The organism is Paenibacillus sp. MER 180, from assembly GCF_023713665.1.
Lineage (GTDB): Bacteria > Bacillota > Bacilli > Paenibacillales > Paenibacillaceae > Paenibacillus_B > Paenibacillus_B suaedae.
The window spans coordinates 58777-84829 of record NZ_JAMAVT010000013.1 but is presented as its reverse complement, the minus strand read 5'-3'; the positions used below and the strand labels follow the sequence as shown (position 1 = coordinate 84829).

Sequence of the window (26053 nt, the reverse complement as noted above, 5' to 3'; positions counted from 1 at the left end):
TAGACATTATTGATCTTCATCATCTTCCATAATAATCAGTTCATGCAATTGGACGTCTAAGGTCTTACAAATCAACTCCAAGGTATCGAAGTAAGCGGCGTTAACTTTATCGGAACATAGATGGCTGACCGTACTTGGGCGGATTTCCATTCTACGAGCAAGTTCGCGTTGGCTGATACCTTTTTCTTTAAGAATATCTCTAAGTCGTAATCGAATTGGCATAACTATCCCTTCCTTATAATCGCGTTACCGTTACGATTGAGTAGTATTCTAATCATAATATCACTTGAAATCTATTGTGTGCAACGGTATACCGTACTATAATAAAGAGATGATACGGAATACCGTTACAAAAATTGTGATTATCGTAACGGACGAGGGGGAAACAGCATGAATGTAATCGGTTACGTCAGGGTTTCAACAAGCGGACAAGCCAAGGATGGCTACAGTTTAACGTACCAACAAGATGAAATCCGCTCTTATTGTCAGGAGCAAGGATGGAACTTGCAGGACATCTTTACTGATGAAGGTATCAGTGGGGCGAAAGTGGATGAAGATGCTCTTGAAGTGGACAGAATTGGCTTTCAGAGCATGTTATCTGCCTTATCCACCCAAAACTATGATGCTGTGGTTGTCCTCAATACAAGCCGTTTATGGCGGTCTGACATTGTAAAAGTGTTGGTTCATCGTGAGTTCAAAAAGTTTGGTGTAGATGTGAAGAGCATTGAGCAGCCGACTTATTCTATACATAAGAAAGATCCAAATGATTTTCTGATTAATGGATTAATGGAATTACTTGACCAATATCAACGACTTGAAATAGCTCTAAAGCTAAGTAGAGGACGTAATAAGAAAGCACAGCAAGGAGGATATGCAGGAGGACGGGCGGCATATGGTTACAAAGCTCGTAAAGGACATAAAAGTATAGAAGTCCATGACAAGCAGGCTCAAGTTGTTAGAAGGCTCTTTGACTTGCGAGAGCGGTATGAGTCTTGGTCACTGTCTGAATTAGCATCACAATTGAATCTGGAAGGCTACACCACGCAACAAGGTAAATGTTTTACGAAAGTACAAGTGAAGCGGATACTAGACCGCAAGGAATTGTATCAAGGCATGTACCGTTACGGAGATATTGAAGCTGTAGGGCTGCACCAAGCAATCATTTAACGAAGCATTGGAAGGAATCAGAATTCGCTAGCGTATCTTTGCGGCTTGTCCGCTCGAACTGAGGATGCGACCTGATTAACAGACATGCTGTAAGCCATCCAAATTGGGTGGTTACGTATGGGTTGGAACTTTGTGCATACGATTCTCTATGTATTGCTTACTTGGTCATATCAGTTCTAACCTATCTGTAACCATTCAATAAAATTCAATTCAATAAGGAGCGAACAGAGTAATGATACAGCCAGATAAGCTTGTTTACGTGGGCGTAGACCTGCATAAACAGCATCACACAGCGGTTATCATCGATTGTTGGAATCAGAAGCTAGGTGAAATCAAGTTTTATAACAAGCCTTCCGCATTTTCGCAGCTTGAGAAGAAATTAAAAAAATATATGAAGAACGGGCTATCAGTTGTATATGGTTTGGAAGATGTGGGCGGATACGGCAGAGCGTTAGCTGTTTACCTGAATGAAAAAGGATGTTGGGTGAAAGAGGTCAATGCCAAACTAGCTAATGCAAGGCGTAAGAGCCATGTTACCGTTCAGAAATCTGATTCATGGGATGCGGAATGTGTGGCTAAGGTATTAAGAGATGAACTGCCGAATTTACCAGATGCCAAGCCTGTAGATTTATATTGGGCAATAAGTCAGCTAGTCACTCAGCGTAAATGGCAAGCTAAAAACCTGTCCGGAATAGTGAAACGTCTTCATCAGCAGCTTGGATACCATTACCCAAGTTATAAGAAGTTCTTTTCTGAGATAGATGGAAAGACAGCGTTAGCTTTCTGGCACAAGTACCCCTCATCAAGGCACTTATCAGGTGTCGTGACGGAGGAACTGGCGAAGTACCTTCGAAAGTTAAGCAATAATGGTTTATCGATCAAGAAAGCAGAGCAAATACTCCATCTTATTGCTGAGGACGGCGATACATATCGGGATTTTCAAGATAAACGGGATTTCCTTGTAAAGCGACTTGTACGGAGTATACGTTTTTATAAGAAAGAGCTGACTCGGATCGAACAAGAGATTGAAGGCGTCATGAAGGAACTGGGTTTGCAATTGGAATCTATGACAGGGATAGATGTTGTAACAGCGGCAGAATTGGTAGCGGAGATAGGTGATATTCATCGTTTCTCTAACCCAGACAAACTTGCGCGGTTTGCGGGGGTTGCACCAATTTCAGTTGGATCAGGAGACAAGCATCGGAATTATAAGAGCAAGCAAGGCAATCGTGAACTTCACGATATCATTAAAGCTCTTGCTATTCGACAGATAGCAGTCACACGTGGGAAACGAGAGCCGCGTAATCCTTACTTCTACTTTTACTATGAGCAGAAAATGGCGACAGGAAAGACTAAGCAGCAAGCCATTGTGTGCATTATGCGTAAACTGGTAAACGTTATCTATTACTTAATGAAGACCAAAGCGGTATACACGATTCCAGAAGTACCCATTAAACAAGCAAGTTGATATACTAATGTTGGGCGGTGATTAGAAGACGGTCGCCGTCCTTTTTATTGAATATAGTACGCTTTATTAACTAGGATACGTATGAAGGGGATATTAAGAATCCGCTGAGTCAGAATGGATATACTTATGTGCATAATAATCCGTTGAGGTACACTGATCCAAGTGGTCATATAATAAGGGTGTCTGGATCTGAAAATGATCAGCAGATTATATTAGCACACTTACAACAATTAACTGACCATAAACTAACGATTAAAGATGGTCAAGTTTTGATTGGCGAACTAGGAGATATGGGTAATCTCCGTTATGAACAAGGCAATAAGCTGCTTGCAAGAATGATGCTTGATGACAATACGACTACAATAGTGGTTCAAACAAAAGAAGGGAACTACGAGGTAAACGATAATGATAAGAATGCCACAAATGGAGTAGGAAGTGATGCAACAGTCTATTTTAATCCTAAATCTAATCCCACTATACAAACTACAGACCCTGTAACTGGAAATGTTAGTGGACAAAAACGGCCTTCTTATGTTGGTTTAGCTCATGAATTGATTCATGCTGATCGAGCAATGCGTGGAGCGCAATACGATTATAAAACGATGGGTACTTATATTTATCAGATTGATAAAAAAGCAGGTAGTTTTATGGGGATGAAATATACGGATACTTGGAGGAAAAGACAGACGATACGGAAAGAGGAATTAGCCACTACCGGGTTAAGATATGTAAGAAATGGTGATATAACTGAAAACAAAATAAGAGCAGAGCATGGATTACCTTTGAGAGGAGCATATTAGTCTAGTGAAAAAGAATATGCTTTTTGGGTTAGTTTTGATTATCGTATGTCTTTTGATAGGATTATTTTTTTTAAGGAATACTTCGAAAGATGTTGATGATGTAATAATGAAAATTTCAATATATCCTACAGCAGTACTCGATGAAACATACTTGTTTGTAGTAAGGTCAGATAAAACGCTCGAGGTATCAAAGGGTGTTCGGAAGAATCAAACGTCTGATTTTCACTTAAGAAAAGTAATTGATACTAAAAAAAGGGAATTGACTGCTGAAGAATCAAAGGTTCTACTCGACGCAGCAAACAGAATCGAAGAAACGAGCGATAATATCACAAAAAAATTAATTGCAGATGGGTGGGATGTGTCCATCTATTACAAAGGAAAAATAATGGATTTGAACTACTATGGTAATGAGTCAGAGGATTTAGATGTATTAGTTAATCAACTAATTTTATTGTCACCAATTACCGTAGATCTGCATGGGTGGTCGTAATTCGCAGAGCTCAGTATCTCCTTCAATATTTAAACATTAACTGATTAAATATGTACTTATTTCTCCTACCACATGCGAGTGTAATAGCTCCATGTGGTTTTTTTTGTTGTTGACATACTTGGTATGCAATAATATAATATTCCTGTAAGGCATACTTGGTATGGCGGTGATGAGATGGTTGGACTACAATTTATATCAGATACATGGAAAATGGAGTATAAGACAGTTGCCGAGAAAGTTGGAGTATCTAAGCAGACGTTTCAAGATTGGATTAAGGGCAGAAGGAAGATACCGCAGCAGCGTTTAGCGCGGTTATCTGATCTTTTTGGAATCAAGGAGTTTGATCTGTTTCAGAAGGAGCTTACTGAATCCGAAAAGATCGATATTCAGATTCAATACTTCCGAAGAATGGATGTATTTGATGAGGTTATGGTATCTCGCATTGATGAAAATGGTGAAGAGTTCACCACATCAGAGGTTATATCTCAGAACAAGGGAATTATTGACTATCTTGAGGAAAGCAAAGAAACCAAGTTAATAGACAGCATTCGAAAAGTTATTAATGAAGACGAGTATGGTGAAAATTCTGAAGTCTTCCAAGATGTCGTTAAGCTTCTGTGTCAAGGAAAGCAAGAAGCAGAGATGATGAAAGCCTTGGTGTATCACTTAGCTCAACGAAACAGTATGTTTGGAGGTTACAAGCCTAAGTACAAGCAATTGATCGAGAATGGCTTCTTGGACGATGTAGAAGTGTTCTATCAGAAGCATAAAAACAAGTTTCAGCCGAAAGAGGACTAATGTCGCCCATTCTTATAACATATCTAATTACATCCAAGATTCTAGATTATCTTAAAAATAGAAAGAAGGTTACATATGTTTGACACCGTAAGATTGAAAGTAAGACCCGTTGCCATTGATTCAGGCACATTGAATCAGCTTAAGGGCAACGCTGTTACATTTTTGAGCAAGGAAACAGGTGCGTTAAATACAAGTTATACGATTTACGATAAACAAATTCCATATATAAAATATATCGAGAGTAGTCAAACCCTACATATCCAAGTCTCCATTCCCAAGTTCCTTTATGGAGACAATGTAACTATGTTGGAAGAAGAAGATATATCACTATTCTTCGATAGATTACAAGAAAGAATACACCAGTTATTTCATATTCATATTCCACATTCCGAATGGACGGTCAGTCGATGTGATGTTTGCTGGAATTTTCAAGTTGGTAAGAATGTTGGTGATTACGTGAGGTTACTCAGCAAACAGCAGTTAGCCTATAAGAAAACGACTATGTACAACCAAGATCAGACTGTAGAATATTGGAATAAGAGTAGTAGAATCATGTTCTATGACAAGCATAAGCAAGTTACGAAAGCTAAGGAGTCAAGTGACATTATCGAGCGTGCCAAGGGGATATTGCGACTTGAAGTCAATCCGAGCGATAGCGACATGAAAAAGTATGCAACTACAAGGAAAGCCATTGAATTGATTGCCAAGCCATTCTTTAACTACATGACAGACAAGGTGCTTGGTCAGATCGAATATCCAGCAGAAGCTAGTAACATAGGTTTATCTTGGTTGATGGAAAACAAAGAGAACATATCCAAGATCGAAACCATGCTTGGCTTCCAAATGCTGCAACGCATGTTTGATGAATCAACGCTAAGGCAGATATATAAACCGTCAACCTATGCCATCCGCAAGAGCACGGCAAAAAAAATGACAATTCCCAAAGGGAACTGCCTAAGTCCATTAGCTATAAACAGCTAGGAAACACATCCTCTCAGACAGGGACACGTTATTTTGCCGATAACGATAAAAAGTCCATGATGATGGATGAAATAAAAATAACATAATTATAATTGTACGTGAAAACTAAGAGAAATCAATCCACTACATAAAAAAATGTTTACCATCACGATAACTGTTATCGGGGGGATGGTTTATACCCAAAGGCTTGAAATGAATTGGAGAAAAGGGCATAGCACATCCAGCGACCGACTATGGATGAATTTTTAAATGTCTATGCTTCCTGATCTTCAACAATTAGTTCATGAATCGAAATGTCTAAAGCTTCACAAACGGCTTCTAACGTTCGGATATAAACCCGATCAACAGAGTCGGAACATAGATGATTAATCGTTGCATGTCGAATATTCATCTGTAAAGATAATTGCCGCTGAGAAATCCCTTTTTCGGCTAGAATTTCTTTCAATCTAATTTTTAATTTCATGGGAATGTAATCCTCCACTAAATACATCATACTCTTAACCGTACTATATCATATTCTATCCCCCCTAGCATTGATATATACGCTTAAAGGTAATACAATATGGTTATATACTTTTAAGAGTATAACTCTTTAGCGTAACATTAATTCTAATTCGTGTAACGCTAGGGTTAACAGGGAGGTAATCCAATGAATGTCATAGGTTATGCTCGGGTTAGTACACAAGGACAAGCGAAGGATGGCTACAGCCTGTCTTACCAGCAAGATGAGATCAAAGCCTATTGTGAACGACAAGGATGGCATCTGGTTAATGTCTTTACCGATGAAGGCATAAGTGGTGCGAAGGTGGATGAAGAAGCCTTAGAAGTCGAACGTGAGGGTTTTCAAGATATGATGTCGTTCATAGCTAGCAATAAGGTTGATTACGTGGTTGTTCTAAACACTAGCCGATTGTGGCGAAGTGATCTAGTTAAAGTGCTTGTTCATCGTGAATTGAAAAGGCACAACATTGACATCCAAAGCATCGAGCAGCCAACATACAGCATATTTAAGAAAGACCCATCAGACTTTTTGATTAACGGTCTTATGGAATTGTTGGATGCATACCAGCGATTAGAAATCTCAATGAAATTAGGTAGAGGGCGAAATAAGAAAGCATCTGAAGGCAAGTTTGCAGGTGGCGGTATTCCTTTTGGTTATAAGGGGAAACGAGGTTCAAAGAAAATCGTTATTGACGAGAAGCAAGCAGCCATTGTTCAACGATTATTCTGTATTAAAGAGCAGTATCCTACATGGTCATTATCGGCATTAGCTGAGAAATTGAATGAAGAAGGGTTCTCTACGGAGCAAGGAAGGATGTTCACCAAGGTACAGGTGAAGCGAATCCTAGACCGTAAAGCATTTTATCAGGGAAAGTATCGTTACGGACAGATCGAAGCAGATGGAGTGCATCAAGCAATTATTTAGTCAAGGAACGCATTGAAGATAAATGAGATATTGCTAACGTGTCTTTGCGGCAGTGACCGCTCGAACTGAGGATGCAAACTTATTTAACCATTGTTGTTCTAGCCACTCGTTTGAGTGGTTACTAATGGGCTGATACATACGGAGCAAGTGTCTGAGTAGCAACGAGTCTTGATTGAACTGGAATCAAACTCATTAGTAACAATTCAAATACAGAGGGAGCGGAGGAAAATGATTGAGCAGCAGAATCTTGTTTATGTAGGAGTTGACCTACATAAACAGCATCATACAGCCGTCATTATTGACTGTTGGAGCAAAAAGTTAGGAGAAATTAAATTCGATAATAAGCCGTCTGCATTTCCCTTGCTCGTTAAGGAAGTTAGGAAGTATGCCAAAAAAGGATTGTCGGTTGTCTATGGGCTTGAGGATGTAGGAGGTTACGGCAGAGGGTTGGCTGTCTATCTTAAAGAAAATCAATGCTGGGTGAAAGAGGTCAATGCCAAACTAGCAAATGCTAGAAGACAGAGCCATGTGACGGTTCAGAAGTCTGACAGTTGGGACGCTGAATGTGTTGCAAAGGTATTGAGAGATGAAGTGGAGCGATTACCTGATGCTAAGCCGATCGATTTGTACTGGGCGATTAGTCAGCTTGTCACGCAGCGGAAATGGTTTGCCAAAAGCCTGACAGCAACGGTAAAGAAACTACATCAACAGATTAGTTACCCATATCCAAGCTATAAGAAGTTCTTCTCTGAAGTTGATGGTAAAACGGCGTTAGCCTTCTGGGAAGCATATCCTTCACCGCACAAATTGAATGACTTGTCAGAGGAAAAATTAGCTGAGTTTCTGCGAAGCCATAGCAATAATGGGCTTTCCCATAAGAAGGCTGGTCAAATATTATCTCTTATTTCCGTTGATGGTGATACGTATCGTGACTTTCAAGATTCACGTGATTCGGTTGTGGTCAGTCAGGTGAGGTCAGCTAGCTTTTTCAAGAAAGAGATTGCTAGGGTTGAAGTTGAAATCGAGCAGTTGATGGGACAGCTTGGCTTCCAACTTGAATCCATGACAGGGATAGATATTGTGACAGCAGCGGAACTTGTGGCAGAGATTGGTGATATTCATCGTTTTCCAACAGCGGATAAGCTGGCTCGTTTTGCTGGTGTTGCTCCAGTAATGGTTGGTTCAGGAAATAAGTCGCGCAACTATAAAAGTAAGCAAGGAAACCGAGAGTTGCATGACATCATCAAAAGCCTTGCTATCCGTCAGATCGCCGTTACTCGCACTAAAAGAGTGCCGAGGAATCCCTATTTTCATGCTTACTATTTACAGCGGATGTCCGAGGGGAAAACAAAGCAGCAAGCCATTATATGTATCATGAGGAAGCTGATTAATATCATCTACGCCATGATGAAGAAGAAATCAGCTTATGAGATGCCAACGATTCCGAGAGTGCAAGTAGGATGATATAATTGGTGGTAATTGGTTGAGAGAGCCAGTTGCCACCTTCTTTATTCTAAGTTCCGTTTTATAAACTAGGATACGTATGAAGGGGAAATCAAGAATCCGCTGAGTTTGAATTTGTATACGTATGTGGCAAATAATCCTCTGATCTATAGTGATCCAACAGGTCATGAGTATGGTAGAGTTTCTGATTTTGTTAGTGATTTCGGGGGAACAATTGTTCATGGAAAGGAAACCATAGGATATAATGTGACCTTTAAATTTGCCAATGGTATTTCGAAAAATGAAACAGTCTACAGTAATACAATGCCACATTATCTTGTGTCAAAAGATACTCAAGTTATTTATAAGTCAATATTCAGAAAGTATGCCGATATAAGTATTACTGGAAACACGCAAAGATTTTACTATGATGAAAATAAAATAGTAAATGGAAATATGTATGCCGAGCGTGCTGAATTTTATGAGAAGATGGGTGCTTCATTTAAAGCGGTTAGGTACTCATTTGAAAAGTCAGAATCAGAAGCTAAGGTTGAAAACTTCCTTTCGGGATTTTATGTTAACACTGTTTTAGGTATCACTACGGGTGGGGTAAAAGCGGGTCTCTGGGTGGCTACTACTCTGGCTGCAACAGAACATTCAGGGATAACTGAATTTACACCAAAGACAGAGTCGGGCACATTTAATAGAGAAGTATTCTGGCTCTACAATAAAAAGGGAGGTGTACGCTCTATGTTTATGATTGATATTGCCCCGTCAGGTAAAATAGAGCACAAGCACTACTTCAAGTAAACATCAAAAACTTCATAGAGAAAGAACTAAATGTCACTACAATTGAATCTAAATTATAAAACGATAAATGAGAGGAGGATAGATTATCTAATTGCGAAAATTAAGATGCTTTCAATGTAATAATCCGATTCCATTGAAATGGCTAATTTTTAGTGGTCAATGGAAGGCGCATAAATGTAAATGTTCACAATTGTATGTATGGCCTTGGAAAAGACAAGTTTATTTTTACACTAGTTTTATTACTGGTATATTTTTGAGTTATTATCTGGATGCTTTCTACGGTGATAAACTAGAAAAATACATTATGGATGAAGTAAACAGTATCGTTGTTACTAGGTTTCTATTGTTCATAATCACAGTAATTTTTATTTTGTTATTTGTATTTTTATCTTATTTTGTTACCCCAAAGTTATATAAATTAAAAAAAGGTACAGATGATATAGACAGTTATAGTGATGATCAAGGCTGTAAATAAATTTTTAAATTAAACTCTATATAGTAAGAATTTTGTTTAACCACAATGCGGCTTGCTATAGTATTGTGGTTTTTTCTTTGGTGGATGCCCCACCCAGTGTCGAATGAGTCGGGCGGCATGTCCCAAAAGAACCTAACCCTCATCAACCCCGTATGATATTTTTCTTATACGGTTGTGCGCACATATAAGTGTTGAATAATATCCCCTTTTATGACAAGCCTCCTTCATTGTCATAACTCCGAAATCATCAGATACCACCGTGTTTTGATGCAAATACCTTACCTTCGCTTTTTCATAGTTTTTCCGAAATGTATTGATGCTGTAAATAAAATTGCAATGAACAGTCCTTACAAACTAATAGTGAGGGCGAGAAAGGGAATATCGCAACTTTGAAGATACATAGTCCGACTACTAGGGTGTGGAGTAACAACAAAAAATATCATTTTGTTTAACAAATATCTGGATATATGTAGCGATGTTTATTCTGTAAGAACAATTTGGTAACGTGCCAGTTAACATAGAACAGGTAAGGCAATGTGAAGGCTAGCCACCTTGCCCTCTAATATAGTCCGAAATTCGTTAAAAAATTTCGGGTTGGGGGCTGAATATGAAAGACATAAAAGTTTCAATTGATCGAATTGTAGTAGATTTTACGGATGTATTTTGGGATTTCTTCAACCAATTTCACTCAACTTTACGTACCCATTTTAATGCTAGGTTCAATTTGCAGGAGAAAGGGTTTAAATATCATTTACATGTGAGGGATGGAGGTCATTACTTACACATTTCTTATCAGCTTGCCTTTGTTCCTAAGTCAAGAAAGAACGTATTAAGAATTGAATGTCATCCTGAAAGTTTAGTTCATTTCAAGTCATGGCTGTTGCCTTTGAGAAAAGTATGCCGTGATGTTTTGTTTGTTCGATGCGATGTAGCATTCGATATTCCGTTACCTATAACTGAATTGTTTACATTATCTCTAACAGGGCGGAACATGCACACTTGGAAGGGGACTCGATATTCCAATCAGAGGCATCAACGGCAAGTCGCAGGATATTGTAGAGTTTACGATAAGAAATTAGAGAAAGCAGAGAAGCAAGGGAAGAAAATATCGGGAGAATTAACGAGGTTTGAAATTGTTTACGCTCCTACGGAGAAGATACCGCTCCACATGTTGGTTCAGTATCCTCCCTCGTTTAACAAGTACTATTTGTGCTCTCATCTGGTTTCACTTGAGAAGCTTAAACCCAAATTACTCGAAAGAATTAATGGAATAATGAACGGTGACCTTGAGCAACGACAAGTCACTGGATATTATCGTAGGGAAATCGAAAAAGAAATGAGGACACGTCCTACTCTTGACTTTGATAGCGTTGCGGCGGAGCAATGGGAAAATGCGATTGCAATACCATGTGCAATACTAGTTGGTGTTGTGAGTAAAGTACCAGTAGCGTAATCTAATTGGATTAATCCTCCATGACAATTAATTCATGAAGTTGTATATCGAGTGTCTTACAGATAACTTCAAAAGTGCTTAGATGAACTCTGTCAACTTCATTTGAACATAAATGGCTAATCGTGTTAGGTCTTAGCCCTGTAAGTCTGGCTAGTTCACGCTGTGACATGTTCCTTTCTGCAAGGATATCTTTTAGCTTAACAACTACAGGCATGTTTAACCTTCTTTCTTCGGACAATCTACTTTTATTATACGAAGAAATAAACGATGATGAAAGTTATTGAATGTATCGCTTAGTAGATATATAATGTGATTGTATCTACTAAGCGTTACAATAATCTCAATTATCGTAACGGGCAGGGAGGAAACAGCATGAATGTCATCGGTTACGTCAGGGTTTCAACAAGCGGACAGGCCAAGGATGGCTACAGTTTAACGTATCAACAAGATGAAATCCGCTCTTATTGTCAGGAGCAAGGATGGAACTTGCAGGACATCTTTACAGATGAAGGTATCAGTGGGGCAAAGGTGGATGAGGATGCTCTTGAAGTGGACAGAATTGGATTTCAGAGCATGTTATCTGCCTTAGCTACCCAAACCTATGACGCTGTGGTTGTCCTCAATACAAGCCGTTTATGGCGGTCTGACATTGTAAAAGTGTTGGTTCATCGTGAATTTAAGAAGTTTGGCGTAGATGTGAAGAGCATTGAGCAGCCGACTTATTCTATACATAAGAAAGATCCTAATGATTTTCTGATTAATGGGTTAATGGAATTACTTGACCAATATCAACGACTTGAAATAGCTCTAAAGCTGAGTAGAGGACGTAACAAGAAAGCACAGCAAGGAGGATATGCAGGAGGACGGGCGGCATATGGTTACAAAGCCCGTAAAGGACATAAAAGCATAGAAGTCCATGATAAGCAGGCTCAAGTTGTTAGAAGGCTCTTCGACTTGCGAGATCAGTATGAATCTTGGTCATTGTCTAAATTAGCATCACAATTGAATCTGGAAGGCTACACCACGAAACAAGGTAAATGTTTTACGAAAGTACAAGTGAAGCGGATACTAGACCGCAAGGAATTGTATCAAGGTTTGTACCGTTACGGAGATATTGAAGCTGTAGGGTTGCACCAAGCAATCATTTAACGAAGCATAGAAGGAATCAGAATTCGCTAGCGTATCTTTGCGGCTTGTCCGCTCGAACTGAGGATGCGACCTGATTTACAGACATGCTGTAAGCCATCCAAATTGGGTGGTTACGTATGGGTTGGAACTTTGTGCATACGATTCTCTATATATTGCTTACTTGGTCTTATGCAGTTCTAATCTATCTGTAATCATTCAATAAAATTCAATTCATATAAGGAGCGAACAGAGTAATGATTCAACCAGATAAGCTTGTTTACGTGGGCGTAGACCTGCACAAACAGCATCATACAGCAGTTATCATCGATTGTTGGAATCAGAAGCTAGATGAAATCAAGTTTGATAACAAGCCTTCCGCATTTTCACAGCTTGAGAAGAAATTAAAAAAATATACGAAGAATGGGCTATCAGTTGTATATGGTTTGGAAGATGTGGGCGGATACGGCAGAGCGTTAGCTGTTTACCTGAATGAAAAAGGGTGTTGGGTGAAAGAGGTCAATGCCAAACTAGCAAATGCAAGGCGTAAGAGCCATGTTACCGTTCAGAAATCTGATTCATGGGATGCGGAATGTGTGGCTAAGGTATTAAGAGATGAACTTCCGAATTTACCAGATGCCAAGCCCGTAGATTTATATTGGGCAATAAGTCAGCTAGTTACTCAGCGTAAATGGCAAGCTAAAAACCTGTCCGGAATAGTGAAACGTCTTCATCAGCAGCTTGGATACCATTACCCAAGTTATAAGAAGTTCTTTTCTGAAGTAGATGGAAAGACGGCGTTAGCATTCTGGCACAAGTACCCCTCATCAAGGCATTTATCAGGTGTCGGGGCGGAGGAACTAGCGAAATACCTTCGAGAGTTAAGCAATAATGGACTATCGATCAAGAAAGCAGAGCAAATACTCCATCTTATTGCTGAGGACGGAGATGCATATCGGGATTTTCAAGATAAACGGGATTTCATAGTGAAACGGCTGGTACGGAATATACGTTTCTATAAGAAAGAGTTGACTCGGATCGAACAAGAGATTGAAGACGTTATGAAGGAACTGGGTTTTCAATTGGAATCTATGACAGGGATAGATGTTGTAACAGCGGCAGAATTGGTGGCTGAGATAGGTAATATTCATCGTTTCTCTAATCCAGACAAACTTGCGCGATTCGCGGGGGTTGCACCGATTTCAGTTGGATCAGGGGACAAGCATCGTAATTATAAGAGCAAGCAAGGCAATCGTGAACTTCACGATATCATTAAAGCGCTTGCTATTCGACAGATAGCAGTCACACGTGGGAAACGAGAGCCGCGTAATCCTTACTTCTACCATTACTATGAGCAGAAAATGGCGGCAGGAAAGACTAAGCAGCAAGCCATTGTATGTATAATGCGTAAACTGGTTAACGTCATCTATTGCTTAATGAAGAATAAAGCAGTCTACACAATTCCAGAAGTACCCATTAAACAAGCAAGTTGATATAACTAATGTTGGGCGGTGATTGGAAAACGGTTACCGTCCTTTTTATTGAATATAGTACGCTTTATTAACTAGGATACGTATGAAGGGGAAATCAAGAATCCGCTGAGTTTAAATTTGTATACGTATGTATCGAATAATCCGTTGAAATACGTAGATCCGAGTGGACATATTGGGATACCGATGGCAGGTAAAACATTGGCAGTTGAAGGCGCTAATTTCTTTGTACTAGATGATGTAAATACCATGTTGGATCCTAATAGCTCATTAGCAGATAAGGGACTTGTGTTGTTGGGATTATTTCCTCCGGCAAAAATAATTAAAGCAGGAACCAAAGTTAGTAAAGTTACAAAAGCACTTGCAAAGTGCAATTGCTTTACTGCAGGGACGAAGGTATTAACAGACGAAGGGGAGAAGAATATCGAAGACATTGAAGTCGGAGATAAGGTTCTCGCCAAGGATGAAGAGACAGGTGAACAGGCTTACAAGGAAGTTGTTGCCCTTCATCGTAACGAGAAAGATACTACCTACAAGCTGTCGGTGGGCAATCAATTAATTGAGACAACTAATAATCACCCATTTTGGGTTGAAGGCAAGGGTTGGGTTCTTGCTATTGATTTGAAGGTGGGAGATGAATTAGTACAAAGTAACGGAAACCATCTAAAGATTGAAAACATTGAAATTGTACATCATGATGAAAAAGTAAAGGTGTACAACTTTACAGTTGCTGATTTCCATACTTACTTTGTAAGCAGTTTAGGGATTTGGGTTCACAACATTAATTGTGGTTTTACTTTAAGTAGTAATAATATCCAACACATCGGAAAGCATATTGCGAGCGATTTTGCCAACCAAGTACCGCATCTTTCGGATAAAGCACTAGCAGCAGAGTTGAATAAAAACTCATTCTTTAACGCTAGTTGGACTAAGGAAGATATTATAACTGGTGTTCAAAACGGCGCGAATGAAGCAATTAGTAAGGGATTCACAAATGGTTACTATAATTACTCATATAAGGGTGAGACCATTCAAATTTTCTTCAAGGATGGGAAATTTGATACAGCATTTGGTCAACATAAGTTAACTCCGGCTGATTTCGGGAGGTAATCAAATTTGTTTGAGATAAAATACCGAATTATTGTTGATGAGAGTCACTGGAAAAAAATGAACTTAGAGCAAATTGAAAAGGAAGGGGGAATTGAGGGCTTCTTTCAGTTAAACCTACATTCAGTTGATTATGGTTATTGCCATGATAGGGAACTGGCAGAGGGTGAAGAGGGTTTTGACATTATTTCAACTTGGTTATCAAATTTATTAGAAGTATGTCTGCTAATAGATGATACGAAGTATGTAGCGATAAAGGACACAGAATCTTACAATACATGGCTTGAGTTTATTTCTGCTGATAATGACTTGCTTGTGAGTGTGATTCAGTCGGACAGCTTCATTAGTGAGTATGTCATTACCAAGCCTTTAGAGAATCGAGTTTATCCCGAATGGAGAGACATTACAGTCAAAAGGGAGGAGTTTATCGAAGAGGTGATTATTAATACGAAGAAATTTATTTCAGACTTAGCCCAAATAAACCCTTTCATAAGTATGAGCCAAAGATTAGTTCAATTACAGTCAATGCTCGAAAAAGTAAGCCAATAGATATTTATAGACCTTGAGGGGGAACGCCTTCAAGGTCTTTCTTTTACCCCCATCCCCTGCCGAATGAATTGGGCGGCATGTCCCGAAAGAACCGTATGATATTTTTCCAATATGGTTGTACGCACGTATAAAGTGTTTAATAATATCCCCCTTTATGACAAACCTCTTTCATTGTCATAACTCCAAAATCACCAGATGCCACCGTGTTTTGATGTAAATACCATACCTTCGCTATTTCACATTTTCTCCGAAATAAATTGAGATTGTAAATAAAATCGAAACGAACAGTCCTTCCAAGTTGATAGGAGGGCGAGAAAGAGAATATCGCAACTTAAGGGGTACATAGTCCGACTACTATAGTGAGCAGACAATCTGGTAATGGTTGTTGCCGGAATCAACCATTACTAATTAAACTCCAAAGAGAGAGCGCGAATTCGATTGTTGAAAGGAGTCTTTGTATATACGTTTGAAATAACATATATTAACTGGTGCAATATGGTGATACGTAATAGAGTAGCAATAAATAGCTTGGGAGGTTGGATTAGAAAGGTGAGAATAAGAATGAATTGGTTAGCAAGGCAGAATAAACGCATCATTTTGATGATGTGTGCAATCTTATTTATTTGCGGTATGGTATTACAGATTGGTAACGTCCAAGCTTCTGCTGCAAATGTTGAAAGTAAGTATTCATATGATGGGGCTGGACGGTTAAATGATGCTCAATCCACTGCTGGACAAAGTATAGACTTCGTTTATGACAACAACGGGAACATAACGCATAAGTTATCTACTCTCCATTTTAAGGGGAGTGATCAGAGCATGATGCAGAATTGATCTGTATACCAAACATCAGGTGCTAAAAATACGGTGGAGTTTTGGATGAAATGGGATGGAACTAATTCTGTCATGCCGTTTTCATGGAATACCCATTATGCACTTTGGTTTGCAGACGGATATTTTAACACTGGTGAAAGCAACATTATAGGCATATCTTCGGCCACATTACGTAATCGTTAGGTGCACGTAGCTGCAACTTTCTATAACGGTATACCTAACGCGGTTGATAATGATTATACATTAACGGAGTAAGCAAAATTTAGCCGCAGTTAAAGGAAATACGTCCTATTCTGTTGCAGCGACGACGTCAGCGTTCATATCAGAAAACAGCGATAAGAGTCTATATCGATTTAGCGGCAAGCTTGGTGAGATGAGAATTTGGAATTACAGGCTTTCACCATCTGAAGTGCAGGCTAACATATATAAGGTGATTTCAGGCAAGGAATCTGGGTTGGTTGAGCATTGGAAAGCTCATTCTTAATCCTAAAATAAATGACAGCATCTTCAGGGAATAGCGCGCCCCAAAACTTGATTACATATTAATGGTTGGAGCATGTATTCTTTGTATGCTGTTTTTACGAATTCTTCCGCTACTTACGTAGACAGCTATTCCGATAATCTAGCAGGAAGATGGCTCTTTTACTTTCTTGGCTGCCCTGTAGAGTTGAGAGTAGAAGTTTAATTAAATCACAAATAAGGATGGTTGCTATTAATGCTGCGTCATATTCATATGATCGTAAAATGTATTGTTTGTATTTGTTTGTTGGTCGCGCTGGCTTCGCTAATACAGCATTCAGCAGATGCCAAAGAGTCTTCTAAACTAAATATTGAGTTAGGTTCAACGAGTGATAAAGTTAGAAAATGGGGAATGCTTTCTCCGAATATCGGACATCGTACGGGTAAAGCACAAGGAGATGATTGGATAGCTATACCTCCAGAAGATAAGCCCGGATTTTTAGTTTTTGGACCTTATGTAGATGATCTCGATATAGGAGAATGGACTGCAACGTGGTCTATGAAGGTGTCCAGTAGTATAAATGCTTCCTCTAAAATTGCTCGGTTGGAAGTTTATGATCCTGATTCTAATGAGGTATTGGCTTTTCAAGAGCTTACAGGCTATCAATTTTCTAAATCTCATGGCTATCAGGATTTTTACTTGAAGTTTATGAAAACAAAACCAAAACAACGATTGGAATTTAGGGTTTTCTGGTATGGAGAAACCACACTTCAAGTGAATCATGTGGCTGTCCATCAAGCAGCAAAATTGGATTTTATAAAATCATGGAAGATGTCCGATCCTGCACTCGGTCACAGAATTGGCAGAGCAGATGGAGAGGGTTGGTCAGCCAATATGCAGCAGGATAAGGAAGGTTTTTTAAGCTTTGGACCTTATGTGAAGAATCTCCCGCTAGGAGCATGGAAGGTAAGCTTCCCATTGATAATCGATAACAACTCTGCGGATAATGCGAAAATAGTTCGCTTGGAAGTCTATGATCCCGATGCAGATGAGATTTTATCGTCACGGGAAGTGACGAGGCAGCAATTCCTCTATTCTAATGTAACGCAGTATTTTCGAAATTCCATTTGACAATATATCAACGGATTGCCGATTAGAGTTCCGGATTTACTGGTACGGGGTAGCCAAGGTTACGGCCAAAGATATATCCATAGGCAAATCTACAAATATAGTCTATAAGAAAACATGGAGTTTATCAGAGCCTGTGATTGGGCACGGAACTGGTAGATTAGATGAAGAGGGCTGGTCAGCGAATACGCAGCAAGACAGCGAAGGATTTCTGACTTTTGGACCCTACGTGAAGGATGTACCTGTAGGAACATGGGAAATCAATTGGCCATTAATGATCGACAATCATTCGGCAGATAACGCAAAAGTAGTTCGTTTAGAGGTGTTTGATGTTGATGCAAATGAGATCCTATCCTTCCGTGAAATCGGACGGCAAGAATTTGAGCGTCCGTATGAATATAAAAGTTTTAATTTGAGATTCGTCCAAGTAAACCCGAGTCACCGATTGGAGTTCCGGACCTATTGGTATGGCAATGCATTTATCAAAATGAGGAACCTTCAAATGAAGGGAACGTATCCAAGTTCATTCGGGAAAGTGTGGAATATGTCTGATCCGGCAATGGGGCATAGAACAGGAAAGCTTATTGAGAATGCATGGGTTGTGGAGCCTCAACAGGATCAATCAGGATATATGAGTTTCGGGCCCTATGAAAAAGGTATGGAAATCGGGACATGGATAAGCACTTGGTCGATGAAATTAAAGAATAGCAGTGATAGCAAAGATCCTGTCGTAAGGCTTGACATATACGATGCTGATACAGGAGAGATTATTCAGCAGAAGGATGTATATCAAGGGCAGTTTATTATCAATCATTTTCAAGATTTAAATGTTCAATTCAGAAATGAACATCCGGGGCACGCACTGGAATTCAGAGTTTACTGGTATGGAAAACATCCTGTTGAATTGAAAGGCATTAAAGTAAACAAAACAAGGGTTTTGGATGAATACGTGTATGATAAAAATGGTCGCTTGATGCAGTGGATCGGGGCTGATGGCAGGAACAAATACTATCGTTACGATAAGAACGGAAATATATTAAGGGTTATAGATATGGAATAATGGGATATGGACTCCAGTGTACTTGATGAACAGAACAACTAACTTATAGAAACAAAGAAGGCTCATGGACTCGTGGGCCTCTTTGCTATAGGTAACTCTTAAATTGGTTGTTTTTGTTCTTGAATCTTTAATAACTGAGAGAGATAATACCATACTGTGGTCAACCAAATAAGACAGCACTAAGCATACTATACAAATAGAGGATATAATGAAAGCCATTAAAAATGACAATTTATTTTGGTGTATTGTAATTAAACAGGGGGAACCGAATTTATTAAGTATTATTCAAATGTTATTTTCATCAAGAATATGATGCTTAGAGGACTACGAATACTATATCGGTTTTACAATTGGGAAAAGGGGAATGTAGAATATGAGTAGTTTTAGACCATCGAAATTCATGCTCGTGCTAGTTCTAATAAGTCTTACATTGCTAACATTCAGTCAAACTAAAGGATTTGCCGCAGAGAAAACGGCAGTAAATGTTTATGATAGTTCCGGGCGGCTAGTAAATACGAAGCTAGCGGATGGAACCGTTGTAGAATATCAATATGACGTGAATGGAAATCTACTACAGAAAAACTTCAATATGTTAATGAACTCCGGATTTGAAATCTATACGGGAAAGAATGGAGTCGCAGATAACTGGGGAGATTGGAAATCTGCAGGAGTAAAAGCCAATTACCAAGTTGTCACTGCTCCCGTATCTAGTGGTAAGCATGCTCAACAAATGAAAATTTCCAACATGCAGAAAGATGGAGGGGCTAATTTTTTTCAAGACATATCAGTAAGTGATGGTCAACTCTATACATTAAGCAGTCAAATCGCAATAACCAACCTAAACAAAGCAAAATTAATCGTGAAGAACATGCATTATTTTGATAATAATAATAGTTTTATCGGAAGCGAGACGGTATTTGAATATGGAGGAGACGCAAGCTGGCTGAGTATAAATGAACAGGTGCGACCTGTGGCCAAGACAGTGCGAGCCAGACTTCATTTTACTATTATAGCCTTAGACAACGATGGATCAGGAACCCTAACGCTCCGTGACATTCCAAAAAGGGGAGCGGAGCAATTTACTCATCAATCCCGGATTTGAGACAAATACAAGAACGAGTGGGGTTGCAGATGGCTGGGGCAATTGGGAATCTGCAGGGGTACCAGCCAATTACCGAGTAGTTACCTCCCCGGTGTCAAGTGGGAAACAAGCGCAGCAAATGGCTATATCTAATATACCTAAAGATGGAATGCATACGTTCTTCCAAGACGTAGCCGTAACAGGTGGTCAACCTTACACATTAAGTGGTCAAATTGCGACAGAACATCTAAGCAAAGCCAAAGTTCAGGTCATTATGCATTATTTTGACATCAACAATAATTTTATAGGGAATGAAACGCCATTTGAATATAGTGGGAACACGGGCTGGTTAAGCATTAATGAACAGGTGCGGCCTATAGCCAAGGCAGTACGAGCCAGACTTCATTTTACTATTATAGCATTAGACAACGATGGATCAGGAACCCTAACGGTGGACTCCGTGACATTCCAAAAAGGGGAGCAGAGCAATTTGCTCATCAATCCCGGATTTGAGATGAATACAAGAACGAGTGGGGTCGCAGACGGCTGGGGGAATTGGGAATCAGCAGGGGTAAAAGCCAATTACCGAGTAGTCAATTCACCAGTGTCTAGTGGGAAGCAAGCGCAGCAAATGGTAATCTCCAACATACCTAAAGACGGTATGCATACGTTCTTCCAAGACGTAGCAGTAACGGGTGGACAACCCTATAGCCTAAGCAGTCAAATTGCGATTGCAAATCTAAGCAAAGCCAAAGTTCAGATCTTTATGCACTATTTTGACGTTAATAATAATTTTATAGGAAATGAAACGCCATTCGAGTACAGTGACAATACGAGCTGGAAGAGTGTTCAGGTACAAGTAGAGCCACCAGCTCATACGGTGCGAGCTAGAGTCCATTTTAATCTCTTAGCATCAGAAGACAAAGCCTCCGGGAAAGTAACTGTAGACTCCGTCATTTTTCAACGCATAAAGTAAAAACAAGAGATATATGGAAGATAAGCATTGCAATAAAATCAAGAAAAAGAAGGATGGTCGTGTACCATCCTTCTTCATGTTTTTGTGACAATACTGTTGTTCAAGATTACTTCTTAACAAGTGAAATCGCATCGGCATAAGCCTCTCCGACAGCATCCGAATCGGCTACTACCCTTACAATGATCTTCGTCGTATTCGGCTTTGTGCGTATCTTAACAGAAGCTTGTCCCTACTGTCCTTGCTGAGAAACCAATTCTGCATCCCCATCATATACACCGATGTTTTGATTGTCGAATTCATAGGTGTCCACATAGAAGCTTCCTTGCTTCAAGTTGTTGTAAATATTAGCTCGAAGCTCATACTCAGTATCTGGTTTAACCGGAATGAAGTAGCTGTCGCTGGACGTACCAAGTATGGGCGTATCCGAGTGAAAGCGAATGCTATGTGAGCCTTCGTGCGACAAATGAGTTGAGATGGCCATAGTCGGGCTAAAATTCCAAAAATAAGTTCCCTGCTCGAAGCTTGCGTTCGGAAGCAAGTTATTTGTTTTCATTTTTTTTAGCAGGTTCCCATTGGAGTCATAGGCATATTCGATTCGGTAATCTGTATGCAGTAAATCAAGCAACTGATTTGCCGAGTTATATGTATAATTATGATTTGCAATAGAGGGCTTAGGGATATGAGCTACTTTGACTTCCTTTTTAATCATATCGCCAAACCATGCGACACCATCCTGAACCATTCGCCAGTCGGTGATCAATACTCCTTCATATGCCGGAGCGACCATATTGAAGGTAAACGTCACGGTATCACCGTATTTTACGGTGCTGCCGTTAGGAATGACGTGTCTGCCAATGGCAAATGGATCACTATCGCCAACCGCCCCGAGGCGAACGGACGCTGCTTCCGACCATTCCTTCTTGCCTGTGTTCTTGACCGTAACAGAAACCTCTTGCGAAGAGCCTGGGATCATTGTATCTGGAATGGTATTCGAGACAATCTTGGCGCTTAATTCTTGAGCAGGTGCAATGCTGAGATCGTCAAAGTAGCTTCTGAAATACCCGGTCTCCGAAGCCTCGTGGTCGTCATAGGCGACAAGTACTTCCTTAATTGTTTTTCCTGTGTGTGGAGATAAATCGACCTCGACTTGAACCCACTGATTTAATGGATCATTCCGAAATGCAGGGTGCATTCGCTGCCCTCTTGTATCTGTAATGCCGCTATCTCGCAAAGTAGACCCATCTTCGAACACGAGATCAATCGCCATTCTTTTACTTTGTGTATACTGGTAGTGATAGACCCAATAGGATAATTTCATTCCTTCGTGGATACTTAAGTTCAAATTCGTATATAGCTTGAAGTAAATGAAGCTGTTCTCCGAATTGCTCTTGTCTTGACCAGCGACGCGGTAATATCCAACTCCACTATGAGGCTGGATCCCCAGTTCGCCATTCACAGTAGAGGCTTCTGGAGGAATTGCTGAATAATAACCTCCGACATTGGCACTGTATGCAGTCACCATTCCAAGGCTATCATTATCGTGACTCTCGAAGGTGTTGTTAATAAACCGCGTTGATCCGTTGTCTGCGGCAACTGTCGGGACGAGAACAATAAATAATAGTAGGAATGCAAATAATAACTTTATAGATCTAATCATCATTACCCCCTAGATAAGTTGAACTCTGTTTATTTTAAATGCACATGACTAAATTTTACAGATTGAATATGTTAGTGCAACCATTTGTTTCAAATTATTAGTGGTAATAAATTACTTCCAATTACAATGGGGACGAGCTACTATATTTGTCTGGACGAAATCACTTTATGTATAGGAGGAATTGTAGTGTACTTCGCATCAAAAGGAAAACTTATGATTTATGTGACTGCAATATTTTGTCTCTTCACTATGTTATCTACTGCACATGCAAGTTTCATTGAAAAAAATTTTATAATGAAAGAAGATTTTGAGAGAGGGGTGTATACAGGCACTAAATTTACAGCAGCTTCAGGTAAAATTACGAGTGATGCTGATAAAGTCGTTAATGGTAAGTATTCTGCATACCTGTCATCACCACCTAGTGTGGAATGGAGTGAGTTTACATATACGGACATGCAGCAAGTTAAATTTGAGAAGAATACTACATATGCCGTTACATTTTCATATAAAGCTGTAAAAGCACCTGATCCTCAAAATCAAGGAATATATTATTTTCTAGCTCGAAGCTCAGATAATGATGTTGCAGCGGATACTGGGTGGACAGTTTGGAATGCAAAAACAGGAGATAAAGGAACAAAGACATTTGTATTTACGACAGGAAATAAGAACAACTATTACTTAATCTGGGGGATTCACCTTGGAGGAGAGTTGTCTATTGACGATATATCTGTGAGGAAAGTTAGCGAATCCTTTGAACGTGGAACCTTTGATGGAACTATGTTTCAGGCCTCTTCTGGCACTATAACGAATGATCCATCGAAAGTCGTTAGTGGAAAATATTCAGCATACCTTACATCGCCGAAGGAACAGGAATGGAGTGAATTTGCTTATACAGATCCGAACCAAATTAAATTCGAGAAAAATACTACCTATGAAGTTACATTCTCCTATAAAGCTGTAGAAGCCCCAGATGTGAACAATAATGGAGCCTATTATTTTCTTGCACGAGGCACAAATAATGATGTTACAGCTGATACAGGCTGGAAGGGCTGGAGTGCGAAGACAGGGGAACAAGGTACGAAGACTTTCGTATTTACGACAGGAAATAAAGATAATTATTACTTGATTTGGGGAATTCGCTGGGGCGGGTCATTGTCCATAGATGATATTTATATCAAAAAGAAGTCAGAATCCTTTGAAAGAGGGACGTTCGATGGCACACGATATTGGTCTGGAGCCGGGACGATTACGAGTGATCCAGATAAAGTAATTAGCGGCGCTTATTCAGCTTATCTTGCTGCTCCACACACGGCTGACTGGCTGGAATTTTCTTATTCTTCACCGTCATACATTCGATTTGATAGAAATACTACTTACTCGGTGACCTTTACATACAAAACGATAGAACCGTCTCATGGGTTTTATTACTTTTTGGCACGTAGTACCAATTACGAGGTTGCTGCAGATACGGGTTGGACAACCTGGAATGGGCAGAAAGGGGAGACAAACGAAAAGACGGTTGTGTTTACCACAGGTGAGAAAGAAAACTATTATTTGATATGGGGGATAAGAGAGGGAGGTGCGATATCAATAGATGATATCCGCATCGATATATTGCCGTATCAATATGATCCGAATGGAAGATTAAAGGTACAAGCCACTCCTATTCATACCATTTATTATGATTATGATTCAAATGGAAATAATCTGAGGCGTAGAACAGAAATTAACTACCATATATAGTAAGAAGTGATTATATCAAGATGAATGAGATAAAGGTTTTTGGAAACTCGATCATTAGGGAATGTCATTGTAAATGAAATAGTAAAAAAATTGAAAGAGTAGAGTCGATTCAGTCCTATTTATTTAAATACGGTAAATAATAACTGTAAAAGGGGCCTGATAGGAAATATACTAAATAATTAGGCCAGATAAGGGGGAAATGTTGTGAAGCTACCTTTCAAAAGTTATTTAATGGGTATAGTGACGATAATGTTAAGTTTCTTTCTGATTTCAAGCACCGCTAGTGCTAGTCTCACAGAGAAAATGCTTGTGACTCAAGAAAACTTTGAACGAGGTACGTATGAAAGTACAAAAGTTGCAATGGCTTTGGGGACTGTTGCTAATCAGGTAAACAGTAGTTCATATTCTAATATGGTTGACATAAATGGTGATTTCGAGAGGGATTCCAACCATAATCAGTTGCCTGATTTTTGGGAAGTTGTTTGGCGAAACGGGGAAAGTTCGAATTCTTACGCAGTATTAGCTCCATACGAACCAGTACAGGGTAAACTTCATTATAGGTTATACAATGGGGACGACGATGCACAATCTTATCAGTATGTGCTATCTGATCAGATTCCTGTTACGGGTGGATCAGCTTATACAATTAAAGCATTTCTAAGATATTATTTGCCTGTGGGACGAGCTGAGATGAGTATTATCCAAGCAGACGCACAAGGGAATAACAATGGGGAAATTCATTACACTTACAATAACGGCGGGTGGAAATGGAATGAAAAAAACAATAGCTTTATTCTAAATCCAGACACCAAGTCTATGCGCATCCGATTTGGAGTTGGTGGCGAAGTCGGTGCTTATTTGGATGTTGATAAGGTCGAGTTAACTCAGCTTGATATTAACGAGGGATTTGAGAAAGACGAGAATTCTAACAATTTACCTGATTTTTGGGAGACAGTATGGAGGAACGGTACCAGCACGAATCCATTTGCTACAATAGCCCCATATGAACCTGTAGATGGGAAATACCATTATCGATTATTCAATGGATTAAACGACAAGGAATCTTTTATGTATGTTTTATCGGATCCTATTCCTGTTCTTGGAGGATCAGCTTATGAATTTAGTTCCTACTTAAGATATTATTTGCCTGAAGGACAAGCTTCAGTAAGTATTATCCAAGCAGACGCACAAGGGAATAACGTAGGGGAAATTCATAACGTATATGGAAATGGAGCTTGGAATTGGAAAGCACATTATACTCGGTTTGTTGTTCAGCCGAATGTTGCATCCATTCGTATCCGGTTTGCGGTGGGTGGAGAAGTTGGGGCTTATTTGGACATAGATCAGGTAAAGCTACGACTACTTAACACTCAAGGAAATCTTAATCTTGTTCATTATGAATATAATCAAAGTAATGAAGTAAAGCGAATCATCTATCCAAATGGAAAGATTGCTGAAATAGAGTATGATGCCAATGGCAATCAAGTACAGAGAAAGATAGTGAAAGAATAGTTACTGTAGATACTGCTAAA

The 26053-nt window shown here is 39.4% G+C and carries 24 protein-coding genes and 1 pseudogene; 21 read left to right on the top strand and 4 right to left on the bottom strand.

Annotated elements, in window-relative coordinates:
* Positions 1–6 precede the first annotated feature (6 nt).
* Positions 7–222 carry a helix-turn-helix domain-containing protein gene (locus M3661_RS20530; RefSeq protein ID WP_251488151.1) on the bottom strand — a complete coding sequence of 72 codons (216 nt, stop codon included), beginning with the start codon at positions 220–222 and terminating at the stop codon, positions 7–9.
* 168 nt (positions 223–390) lie between these two features.
* On the opposite strand from M3661_RS20530, the gene M3661_RS20525 reads away from it, so the two are divergent.
* From M3661_RS20525 to M3661_RS20500, 6 genes are all read left to right on the top strand, one after another.
* Complete coding sequence (locus tag M3661_RS20525) at positions 391–1167, top strand: recombinase family protein (RefSeq protein WP_251488147.1); 777 nt, start codon at positions 391–393, stop codon at positions 1165–1167.
* Positions 1168–1399: 232 nt separating this feature from the next.
* Positions 1400–2635: an IS110 family RNA-guided transposase gene (locus M3661_RS20520; RefSeq protein WP_251488144.1), complete on the top strand. Its 1236-nt coding sequence runs from the start codon at positions 1400–1402 to the stop codon at positions 2633–2635.
* Between the two features lie 179 nt (positions 2636–2814).
* The gene (locus tag M3661_RS20515; protein ID WP_251488141.1) at positions 2815–3435 is read left to right on the top strand and encodes a M91 family zinc metallopeptidase; all 621 of its coding nucleotides are present in this window, start codon (positions 2815–2817) and stop codon (positions 3433–3435) included.
* Between the two features lie 4 nt (positions 3436–3439).
* Positions 3440–3925 carry a hypothetical protein gene (locus M3661_RS20510; protein WP_251488138.1) on the top strand — a complete coding sequence of 162 codons (486 nt, stop codon included), beginning with the start codon at positions 3440–3442 and terminating at the stop codon, positions 3923–3925.
* Positions 3926–4099: 174 nt separating this feature from the next.
* Complete coding sequence (locus tag M3661_RS20505) at positions 4100–4723, top strand: helix-turn-helix domain-containing protein (RefSeq protein WP_251488136.1); 624 nt, start codon at positions 4100–4102, stop codon at positions 4721–4723.
* Between the two features lie 75 nt (positions 4724–4798).
* Positions 4799–5704 (top strand): hypothetical protein, encoded by a 906-nt coding sequence (locus M3661_RS20500; protein ID WP_251488133.1) that lies wholly within the window; start codon positions 4799–4801, stop codon positions 5702–5704.
* A gap of 253 nt (positions 5705–5957) precedes the next feature.
* Here M3661_RS20500 and M3661_RS20495 read toward each other — a convergent pair whose 3' ends face one another.
* On the bottom strand, positions 5958–6167 hold the full coding sequence (locus tag M3661_RS20495; RefSeq protein WP_021259370.1) for a helix-turn-helix domain-containing protein: 210 nt from the start codon (positions 6165–6167) through the stop codon (positions 5958–5960).
* 186 nt (positions 6168–6353) lie between these two features.
* On the opposite strand from M3661_RS20495, the gene M3661_RS20490 reads away from it, so the two are divergent.
* From M3661_RS20490 to M3661_RS20475, 4 genes are all read left to right on the top strand, one after another.
* The gene (locus M3661_RS20490; RefSeq protein ID WP_251488131.1) at positions 6354–7130 is read left to right on the top strand and encodes a recombinase family protein; all 777 of its coding nucleotides are present in this window, start codon (positions 6354–6356) and stop codon (positions 7128–7130) included.
* A 228-nt stretch (positions 7131–7358) separates the two neighbouring features.
* The gene (locus M3661_RS20485; RefSeq protein WP_251488129.1) at positions 7359–8594 is read left to right on the top strand and encodes an IS110 family RNA-guided transposase; all 1236 of its coding nucleotides are present in this window, start codon (positions 7359–7361) and stop codon (positions 8592–8594) included.
* Positions 8595–8702: 108 nt separating this feature from the next.
* The gene (locus M3661_RS20480; RefSeq protein WP_251488127.1) at positions 8703–9383 is read left to right on the top strand and encodes an RHS repeat-associated core domain-containing protein; all 681 of its coding nucleotides are present in this window, start codon (positions 8703–8705) and stop codon (positions 9381–9383) included.
* Between the two features lie 1082 nt (positions 9384–10465).
* Positions 10466–11311 (top strand): replication initiation factor family protein, encoded by an 846-nt coding sequence (locus M3661_RS20475; RefSeq protein WP_251488125.1) that lies wholly within the window; start codon positions 10466–10468, stop codon positions 11309–11311.
* A gap of 10 nt (positions 11312–11321) precedes the next feature.
* Here the strand turns inward: M3661_RS20475 and M3661_RS20470 are convergent, their stop codons facing one another.
* Positions 11322–11525, bottom strand: a complete 204-nt coding sequence (locus M3661_RS20470) for a helix-turn-helix domain-containing protein (protein WP_171420091.1) — start codon at positions 11523–11525, stop codon at positions 11322–11324.
* A gap of 158 nt (positions 11526–11683) precedes the next feature.
* Between M3661_RS20470 and M3661_RS20465 the strand changes: the two genes are divergently transcribed.
* The 9 genes and pseudogenes from M3661_RS20465 (at position 11684) to M3661_RS20425 (ending at position 21121) form a co-directional block, all read left to right on the top strand.
* On the top strand, positions 11684–12460 hold the full coding sequence (locus tag M3661_RS20465; protein WP_251488123.1) for a recombinase family protein: 777 nt from the start codon (positions 11684–11686) through the stop codon (positions 12458–12460).
* Positions 12461–12693: 233 nt separating this feature from the next.
* On the top strand, positions 12694–13929 hold the full coding sequence (locus M3661_RS20460) for an IS110 family RNA-guided transposase (protein ID WP_251488120.1): 1236 nt from the start codon (positions 12694–12696) through the stop codon (positions 13927–13929).
* Positions 13930–14004: 75 nt separating this feature from the next.
* Positions 14005–15036: pseudogene (locus M3661_RS20455) on the top strand (polymorphic toxin-type HINT domain-containing protein); the annotation flags it as partial.
* Positions 15037–15042: 6 nt separating this feature from the next.
* Positions 15043–15582 carry a hypothetical protein gene (locus M3661_RS20450; RefSeq protein ID WP_028531763.1) on the top strand — a complete coding sequence of 180 codons (540 nt, stop codon included), beginning with the start codon at positions 15043–15045 and terminating at the stop codon, positions 15580–15582.
* Positions 15583–16143: 561 nt separating this feature from the next.
* The gene (locus tag M3661_RS20445) at positions 16144–16416 is read left to right on the top strand and encodes an RHS repeat protein (protein WP_028531764.1); all 273 of its coding nucleotides are present in this window, start codon (positions 16144–16146) and stop codon (positions 16414–16416) included.
* A 715-nt stretch (positions 16417–17131) separates the two neighbouring features.
* Positions 17132–18007 carry a hypothetical protein gene (locus M3661_RS20440; protein ID WP_251488117.1) on the top strand — a complete coding sequence of 292 codons (876 nt, stop codon included), beginning with the start codon at positions 17132–17134 and terminating at the stop codon, positions 18005–18007.
* Between the two features lie 226 nt (positions 18008–18233).
* Positions 18234–19064, top strand: a complete 831-nt coding sequence (locus M3661_RS20435) for an RHS repeat domain-containing protein (RefSeq protein ID WP_251488114.1) — start codon at positions 18234–18236, stop codon at positions 19062–19064.
* A gap of 373 nt (positions 19065–19437) precedes the next feature.
* Positions 19438–20166 (top strand): RHS repeat domain-containing protein, encoded by a 729-nt coding sequence (locus M3661_RS20430; RefSeq protein WP_251488110.1) that lies wholly within the window; start codon positions 19438–19440, stop codon positions 20164–20166.
* Positions 20114–21121: a hypothetical protein gene (locus M3661_RS20425; RefSeq protein WP_251488107.1), complete on the top strand. Its 1008-nt coding sequence runs from the start codon at positions 20114–20116 to the stop codon at positions 21119–21121. The genes M3661_RS20430 and M3661_RS20425 overlap by 53 nt, the downstream gene beginning before the upstream one ends.
* A 229-nt stretch (positions 21122–21350) precedes the next feature.
* Here M3661_RS20425 and M3661_RS20420 read toward each other — a convergent pair whose 3' ends face one another.
* Positions 21351–22778 carry an NBR1-Ig-like domain-containing protein gene (locus M3661_RS20420; RefSeq protein ID WP_251488104.1) on the bottom strand — a complete coding sequence of 476 codons (1428 nt, stop codon included), beginning with the start codon at positions 22776–22778 and terminating at the stop codon, positions 21351–21353.
* 186 nt (positions 22779–22964) lie between these two features.
* Between M3661_RS20420 and M3661_RS20415 the strand changes: the two genes are divergently transcribed.
* Both M3661_RS20415 and M3661_RS20410 read left to right on the top strand, forming a co-directional pair.
* Entirely contained in the window at positions 22965–24521 is a 1557-nt protein-coding gene (locus M3661_RS20415) for a carbohydrate binding domain-containing protein (protein ID WP_251488100.1), read from the top strand.
* A 204-nt stretch (positions 24522–24725) separates the two neighbouring features.
* Entirely contained in the window at positions 24726–26033 is a 1308-nt protein-coding gene (locus M3661_RS20410) for a hypothetical protein (protein WP_251488097.1), read from the top strand.
* Positions 26034–26053: the final 20 nt, after the last annotated feature.